Raw genomic sequence first — 8114 nt, 5'->3', positions numbered from 1 at the left:
CTTTAAAATACAAAACGCCCGATGAAGTACATCGAGCGTTTTAGTTAAAAAGTGTCAACCCATATCAGGACGGGTCAGTGTGCAACTTAAACCGTCGCTTTAATCACTCGTGATTATGCGTCTGTACGACGGCCACGACCGTGACCACGTTCACCACGATGTGCACCACGGTGATCACCACCCCGGTTGCGATCGAAACGACGTTCGCCACCTTCGCGATTGCCATCGCGGTTGCCGTCACGGTTACCGCGGAAGCCACCTTCGCGACGACCGCCTTCACGACGATCACCACCACGATTGCCGCCTTCGCGGTTGCCACGGTAACCACCGCCATCACGACGACCACCATCGCGACGACCACCGTCACGGCGACCACCACGAGACTCGCGGAAATCATCGAAGTCACATACTACAGCACCAACATCTTGTTGACGGATACGTAGTTTGCTTAGCTTGTTCGCCGCGTCTGAAGTCATTGCTTTAGGTAGCTGTACGAATGTGTGACCTTGAGCTAGCTTGATCGCACCGATAGAACCTTTACCTAGACCTAGTTCGTTTGCTAGAGCGCCAACGATGTCTTTAACTTGAACGCCTTGCTCACGACCAACTTGAAGCTGGTAAGTATCCCAGTCTTGGTTGTTGAAGTTACGACCGCCGTCGCGACCACCTTCACGGCGCTCTTTACGACGTTGCTTGTCACGCTCAATTGCTTCAACCATTGGGTCTTCGCCAATGTAGAACAGAGGACGTTTGCCTTGCTGACGCTTAAGAAGCATAGCAGCAAGTGTTGCTGGGTCGATGTCTAGAGAAGTTTGTAGTTTCTCTACCAACTCAGCAAATTTGTCTAGTGCTTTGTGCTCTTTCTCTGCTTCAAGCTCAGCGCCTAGCTTAGCTAGACGAGCTTCAGCAACTTGGTCACGTAGAGGAAGTTGGATTTCTTCCATAGATGACTTAGTTACACGCTCGATAGTACGAAGCATACGAATTTGGTTAGTGCGAACTAGAAGGATCGCTTTACCCTTACGTCCAGCACGGCCAGTACGACCGATACGGTGGATGTATGACTCAACATCAAATGGGATGTCGTAGTTGAATACGTGCGTAATACGTGGAACGTCAAGACCACGAGCTACAACATCAGTTGCAACTAGAATGTCAATAACACCTTGTTTGATGTGATCAACAGTACGCTCACGTAGAGACTGAGGAATGTCACCGTGCAGTGCAGCTGCTTTAAAGCCACGTGCAGATAGCCAGTCAGCCAGACGCTCAGTATCTTGACGAGTACGTACGAATACGATTGACGCGTCAGTTTCTTCAGTTTCAAGAAGACGAGACATCGCTTCATCTTTCTCTACACCTTTCACTACCCAGAACTGTTGTTGAACTTTGTCTACAGTGTGGTTTTTACCAGCAACGTCAACCGTTACAGGGTCACGAAGGAAACGTTCAACGATCTTCTTCAGCATTGGAGGCATAGTTGCAGAAAACAGAACGCGTTGTGCTGACTCTGGAGCGTGCTCCATGATCGCAGTTACATCATCTACGAAACCCATGTTTAGCATTTCGTCTGCTTCATCAAGAACGAAAGTACTAACTTCGTCTAGGTGTAGACGTTCGCGATTGATAAGATCTTGAACACGGCCTGGAGTACCAACAACTACATGAGCGCCACTTTTAAGAGCACGCATTTGGTCGACAATAGATGCGCCACCGTAAATCTCTAGAACTTTCAAACCTTTGATGTTTTTACCAAGGTTTTTCATTTCCGCTGCAACCTGAATTGCCAGCTCACGAGTCGGAGCAAGTACAATCGCTTGCGGTTTGCGTTGGTTTAGATCGAGTTTGTTGAGAAGAGGCAGAGAGAACGCTGCTGTTTTACCTGTACCTGTTTGAGCTTTACCCAGCGCGTCAGCACCTTCCAATAGGTGTGGGATTGCCGCAGCCTGAATTGGAGTTGGTGACACGAAACCCATTCCGTCTAGAGCAGAAAGGATAGAATCATTCAGAGATAAATCACTGAATTGAATAACAGAATCTTGCATTGGGATCCTACTTAATTAAACAAAAAAACAGTCCCATATGCTCTTCCAATTCGATACTGATCCATCCAGATACTGATTCCATTCAGACGGGAACACAGCACAGTACACAACCGCGATAAGCCATTAGGGACGACTAAGGGAGGCGGATTATTCCTTAAAAGCATAAAAAAATCCAGAAAAAATTGAATTACATCACAATTTATTCTCAACAATGGTATTTTTAGCATATTTTTCCACCAGCCCTACCATTCCCCGTAGATTCGCGTAACTCACAGATGAGAATTTCATCAATATTTAAGCCAATTTCTCGTGGTTAAATTGGCAAAATTCACGGCGAAATTACGCTCCACAGGTAGTAATAATAGCTCGCAATGATTATAGTGTGCCCAACTCCATAGGTAATTTAAGAAAAGATGTTTCAAGATAACCCACTACTCGCTCAGCTTAAGCAGCAAATCCAAGAAAACCTGCCTAAAAAAGAAGGCTCAATAAAAGCCACAGATAAAGGCTTTGGCTTTTTGGAAGTGGACAGTAAGACGAGCTTCTTCATCCCGCCTGCGTACATGAAAAAGTGCATGCACGGTGACAAAGTCATCGCCATTATCCGCACCGAAAATGAACGCGAAGTTGCAGAGCCACAAGAGCTGCTAGAACAAGCCGTGACTCGCTTTATTGGTCGAGTAAAAATGTTCAAAGGCAAGCTCAACGTAGCACCTGATCACCCACAGCTTAAAAAGCTATCTCTTAAAGCGAAACTAAAGAAAGGTCTAAAACCTGACGAGTTCGCCGAAGGTGATTGGGTTGTCGCACATCTTATTCGCCACCCTCTAAAAGGCGATAACTCTTTCTTCGTAGAAATTTCTGAAAAAATCACTGACGCGAATGATAAAATTGCGCCTTGGTGGGTAACGCTTGCTCAAAACGATCTACCAAACTCTGAGCCAGCAGGCATCGATAACTGGGAACTGAAAGACGACGCGGAGCTAGAACGCGTAGACATGACTCATGTTCCATTCGTCACTATCGACGGTGAATCGACTAAAGATATGGACGATGCGCTGTACGCGAAGAAAACCGTATCTGGCGATTTCGAACTCACCATCGCTATTGCGGACCCAACCGCCTACATCACACCTGAAGATGAAATGGATAAAGTAGCGCGTGAGCGTGGCTATACTATTTATCTTCCAGGCCGCAACATCCCGATGTTACCTCGTGATTTAGCGGACAACCTATGTTCTCTGATTGAAGGTGAAACCCGCCCTGCTATTTGCTGTACCGTAACGGTAAGTAAAGATGGTGTGATTGGCGACGATATTAAATTCTTCGCGGCAAACATCAAATCACATGCACGCCTAGCATACGATCACGTGTCTGATTGGTTAGAAAACGGCAGCTCTGAAGCATGGCAGCCATCTGAAGAGATCGCGACCATCGTTCGTGATCTTTATGAGTTCTCTCTTGCTCGCGCTGAATGGCGTGAGAAAAACGCAGTGGTCTTCCCAGACCGCCCTGACTACCGTTTTGAGCTCAGTGAAGATAACGATGTAATCGCTATCCACGCAGACATGCGCCGCAGTGCAAACCGTCTTGTTGAAGAATCCATGATTACCGCAAACATCTGTGCAGGTCGTACATTACGCGATAAATTTGAAACAGGTGTCTTCAATACGCATGCAGGTATCAAGAACGAGAAGATTGAAGAAGTGGTTCAACTTGTCAATCCAGAAGGCCAGTTGGAGTTCACAGCGGAGTCTATTGCTACACTAGAAGGCTTTGCTGCGTTGCGCCGCTGGTTGGCAGCTCAAGAAACGTCTTATCTAGATAACCGTATTCGTAAGTTCCAAGCATACAGTGAAGTGGGTAATCAGCCTCTGCCTCATTACGCAATGGGTTTAGACATCTATGCAACTTGGACATCACCAATTCGTAAATACGGTGATATGATCAACCACCGTATGTTGAAGGCCGTCATCCTTGGTAAAGAACCCGTACAAAAACCAGATGACCAAGTAGGCGAAGAGCTAGCTCTACATCGTAAACATCATAAAATCGCTGAGCGAAATGTCTCAGATTGGCTATATGCACGCACGCTTGCTGATGAGCCGAGCAAGAAAACTTGTTTCACAGGTGAGATTTTCGATATTAATCGTGCAGGCGCACGTGTCCGACTTCTCGAAAATGGCGCAGCAGCCTTTATTCCTGGTGCACTAATTCTTGATAATAAAGAAAGAATTGAGTGCAATGGCGACAACGGTACCATCTCTATCGATAAAGAGGTCGTATACAAACTTGGGGATACATTGGAAATTGTCCTTACGGACGTAAACCAAGAAAACCGCAGTTTAGTTGCAAAGCCAACCCAGGTATTCGCTGAACAACCAGCAGCACAAACAGAACAGACTGTAAGTGAATAATACCGAATGAAGTTAAAAGGCGCTCTATTGAGCGCCTTTTTTATTTGTTATGTAAAACGATAAGAACGAGTATGCCGAACATTGAGATCATTCGCTTTAATCACTTCACTGCGCGCAAAAGTGAGCGTTACACTGCAACACATAATGGGTTATATATTGTTGAAGAAGGTGCCCTATTAGTTCATCAACCTAATGGTGAGCAATTTGAACTTAAAGCCGGAGATTTCACACTCTATAACTCCGCAGATCTGAGCAGTGCAGAGGCCGTCTCTAGTGACGGTGGCTTTAAAGCACTGGCTTTGGTCTTCAACCCAAACATATTCTGTGACTTTAAGAAAGCGCACCCGATGCTACGTTCCAAAACGGAAGAAAGGCGCTTCTATCCTTTTTCGACGCAATCCGGTAGCGAAGTAGCACAATTGAAGGACATGTTGGTTAAGTTAGCGAGTCGCAACGCTCCAGACTACACACAAAGCCATATCGCAATGGCATTGCTGTCGTTGATGGTTGAGGTAGAGCCAAACATCCTATCTATCATAGATGATGCAAGTAGCCTGAGCGACTCTCAAAAAGCCATTAAGTACATTGAGGGTAATATTGAAAAAGACATCACGCTAGAAGGCTTAGCGGCTCATATGAGCATGTCCATCGCAACCTTAAAACGTCGCCTCGCCGCAGATGATCTTTCGTTTTCTCAGATATTAAAGGTGAAACGGATAAACTTCGCAGCAACCCAACTGCGCAAGTCAGAAAAATCAATAACAGAAATAGCGTTTGAGTCTGGTTTTAAAAGTGCAGCGCATTTCAGTACAGCATTTAAATCCGTTTACAACATGACCCCCAAAGACTTTAGAAACCAAGTCGTTAAGCCTAAAGTATAAATCATGTCGGCATTCGCATCCGTTGGGCTCACCCTATTCCCAAAAACACGCTTGAGGATCACGCTCCAATTCGTTGAGTAAGTCCTCAAGCATTCGGCTAAATGGAAGTGGCTTATAAGGCACCCACCTTAACAGCTCGTTGTGATATGTGGGAACATAGAAATACCAAAGTTGGTTGTCCTCATCAAACATGATCTTCGCGACGGGAGAAGTATACTCGCTATGCTGGGAGTCGAGGAGAAAATGCGCCCGATGAAGCTCAACGCCATTTTCTACTAGCTCATAGAGGCACTTGCCCTGTTCGACAGGCAAGTTAGCATTACGCGCAGAGCAGAGCGATTGAACTGATTTGTATAAACGACTTGTCGCCATTTGGGACACTGACATCAACGTTCTCCCGATGGATGATAGTTAGAGCTGTCGATCCTAGTATATAACCTTTACATCATCACCGATGGTAGTTATCTACCTAACTCAAGTATAAGATAGCTATATTATCATTTGCCCAGATTATCATCTCAATCCACTTGGAAACGCTAGCTCCATCACCTCTTGACTAGAAACAATTCCTTTGTTTAGCGCTAACAGTTCACAAAAGTGTAACCTGAACGCAATATCATAAACTCTGCTTTATCCCGTATATGGAGTTTAATATGTTACGTTTTACTGTGGCGACGTTATTGGCCATAGCAGTCTCCCTCCCTACCATTGCAAAAGAAATCAACATCTCAGGTTCAACGTCGGTTGCTCGTGTGATGGATGTACTTGCTGAGGAATACAACAAAACACACCCAGACGATTACGTTGCTGTTCAGGGCATTGGTTCGAGTGCTGGTATCACCATGGTCAATAAAGGAGTAGCCGAAATAGGCATGAGCTCTCGCTATCTGACTGAAAGCGAAAAAGGTGAAGATCTCAATGTATACCCTATCGCTTATGATGGCCTCGCTGTTGTTGTAAACCGTACCAACTCTGTAGAAAACCTTTCTCAGCAACAACTATTTGATATTTACAAAGGTAAAATTAAGAATTGGAAAGAGGTCGGGGGCGCAGATCAGCCTATCGCGGTGGTTACTAGAGAAGCGTCTTCAGGTTCACGTTACAGCTTCGAAAGCTTGCTGGGACTGACCAAAATCGTTAATGATCGCCTTGTCTCGGATATCAGCCCAAACAACTTGGTTGTAAACAGTAACAGCATGGTAAAAACCATTGTTAACCATAACACTCGCGCCATTGGTTTTATCTCTGTAGGGTCAGTAGATCGCTCGATCAAGGCGATTCAGTTAGATGGTATTGACCCAACCTCGACAAACATTAGCAATCATAAGTACAAGTTGGCGCGACCATTCCTAGTGCTATACAAAGTAGATAAGATTAGCGATGCAGGTAAAGGTTTTATCGCTTTCCTTCGTTCAGAGCAGGGACAAAAAGCGATTGCAGATTACGGTTATACGCCAGTAAAAAACTTTAATCAGTAAAAATAAAAAAGAGAGCACCTTGATGCTCTCTTTTCCTATGTCGTGTTCTATCCGGTTTCGGAATTAGAAATGCAGTTGAATTACAGAGACCACAACCGCACCAGGTCGGCGAATACCTTCAATTTCCACTTTAATTTCGCGCTCAATCTCCAAACCTTTTTTGATTGGCGTTACTTTTGTTAACGTGCTGACTGCACGAACATTATTGCCTGCTTTGACAGGGTAAGGGAAACGAACTTGGTTTAAACCCAAGTTAACTACCATTTTAGCTGTTGGGAACATTGGCTTTTCTGGATCAACTGAATCCGTCAGTTTAGGCAGCAATGCTAATGTTAAAAAGCCATGAGCGATAGTTGTCTTAAATGGAGATTCAGTTGAAGCACGCTCTGGATCAGTATGAATCCATTGCATGTCTTCCGTTACCGCACCAAATTGGTTAATACGTTCTTGAGACACATGAACCCAATCACCAGTGTGAATAACTTCGCCAATTTTTTCACTTAACTCGTCATAAAGCTTTTGAGCCTCTGGTGCCATTACGATCGGTGCAGGTTGAGGTGCAACTTCTTCGTTGACGGCTGGCTGCTGGTGATCACGAACTTTTGAGAAAAGAAAGCTATTTTGAGCTTTCCCCAAAAAGTCACTCCAATAATCGCGTAACGTTGGAGACATCCAATTCATAAACTCGGATTGATGAGCAGAAATCGCATCAACTTTGTCTTTAAATAGATTTGTGACCTTCATAAACACCCTTAAGAATTCTAAGCACAACTGGCTATACCAGTTAATTTTGAATTAGTTCACAAAGTCTTGCAAATACTTTCGGGCGAACACATGTACCCTAAAAGCATGTTATGTCTTATATATCAGCAAGATAACAATAAAACACCATTTTATTGACGTGCGCCAATATAAAGTAAAAACTCTATAAATTGGTACTTTTTGTCCCTTTTTCACTCCGCTTTCAAACTGTCCAACATCACATCAGTGATCATAAAACAAGCAAACAGTACTTCTATTATAATTCAGCACTTTACAAGTCGGACTATGCTCCTTATTATACCTCCCACAACGGAGAGATGGCTGAGTGGTTGAAAGCACCGGTCTTGAAAACCGGCATACGTTAATAGCGTATCTAGGGTTCAAATCCCTATCTCTCCGCCACTTATTTAGAGAGCTCGCATTTATTGCGAGCTTTCGTCGTTTTAGCTCTTACAAAAACAAGATTTAGAAATCCTCGCTCGTAAACGAATCCAGCACTTCAATATATTCCAGTTAAAAGCCCGCTAATGT

The 8114-nt window shown here is 44.4% G+C and carries 6 protein-coding genes and 1 tRNA gene; 4 read left to right on the top strand and 3 right to left on the bottom strand.

Annotated features, from left to right (window positions below; genetic code table 11):
• Nucleotides 1–113: 113 nt before the first annotated feature.
• A complete protein-coding gene (locus tag R7Q47_RS03295) occupies nt 114–2045 on the bottom strand; it encodes a DEAD/DEAH box helicase (RefSeq protein ID WP_005375680.1) in 1932 nt (643 codons plus the stop codon).
• Nucleotides 2046–2458: 413 nt separating this feature from the next.
• On the opposite strand from R7Q47_RS03295, the gene rnb reads away from it, so the two are divergent.
• Together rnb and R7Q47_RS03285 are read left to right on the top strand one after the other, a co-directional pair.
• Nucleotides 2459–4462 carry an exoribonuclease II gene (gene rnb / locus R7Q47_RS03290; protein WP_053350659.1) on the top strand — a complete coding sequence of 668 codons (2004 nt, stop codon included), beginning with the start codon at nt 2459–2461 and terminating at the stop codon, nt 4460–4462.
• 71 nt (nt 4463–4533) lie between these two features.
• Nucleotides 4534–5343, top strand: a complete 810-nt coding sequence (locus R7Q47_RS03285) for a helix-turn-helix transcriptional regulator (RefSeq protein ID WP_151515454.1) — start codon at nt 4534–4536, stop codon at nt 5341–5343.
• Nucleotides 5344–5376: 33 nt separating this feature from the next.
• Here R7Q47_RS03285 and R7Q47_RS03280 read toward each other — a convergent pair whose 3' ends face one another.
• The gene (locus R7Q47_RS03280) at nt 5377–5730 is read right to left on the bottom strand and encodes a DUF3024 domain-containing protein (protein ID WP_017635751.1); all 354 of its coding nucleotides are present in this window, start codon (nt 5728–5730) and stop codon (nt 5377–5379) included.
• Nucleotides 5731–5996: 266 nt separating this feature from the next.
• Here R7Q47_RS03280 and R7Q47_RS03275 point away from each other — a divergent pair, with 266 nt between their 5' ends.
• Entirely contained in the window at nt 5997–6821 is an 825-nt protein-coding gene (locus R7Q47_RS03275) for a phosphate ABC transporter substrate-binding protein (protein ID WP_017635752.1), read from the top strand.
• A 63-nt stretch (nt 6822–6884) separates the two neighbouring features.
• On the opposite strand, the gene R7Q47_RS03270 is transcribed toward R7Q47_RS03275, so the two are convergent.
• A complete protein-coding gene (locus tag R7Q47_RS03270; RefSeq protein WP_005386198.1) occupies nt 6885–7565 on the bottom strand; it encodes a MaoC family dehydratase in 681 nt (226 codons plus the stop codon).
• Nucleotides 7566–7894: 329 nt separating this feature from the next.
• On the opposite strand from R7Q47_RS03270, the gene R7Q47_RS03265 reads away from it, so the two are divergent.
• Nucleotides 7895–7985: transfer RNA gene (locus R7Q47_RS03265), tRNA-Ser, on the top strand.
• The last annotated feature ends 129 nt before the right edge of the window (nt 7986–8114 follow it).

This window comes from Vibrio sp. Vb0349 (genome assembly GCF_033338975.1).
The sequence above is the reverse complement of the archived record's forward strand: the minus strand, read 5'-3'. Positions and strand labels throughout refer to the sequence as shown.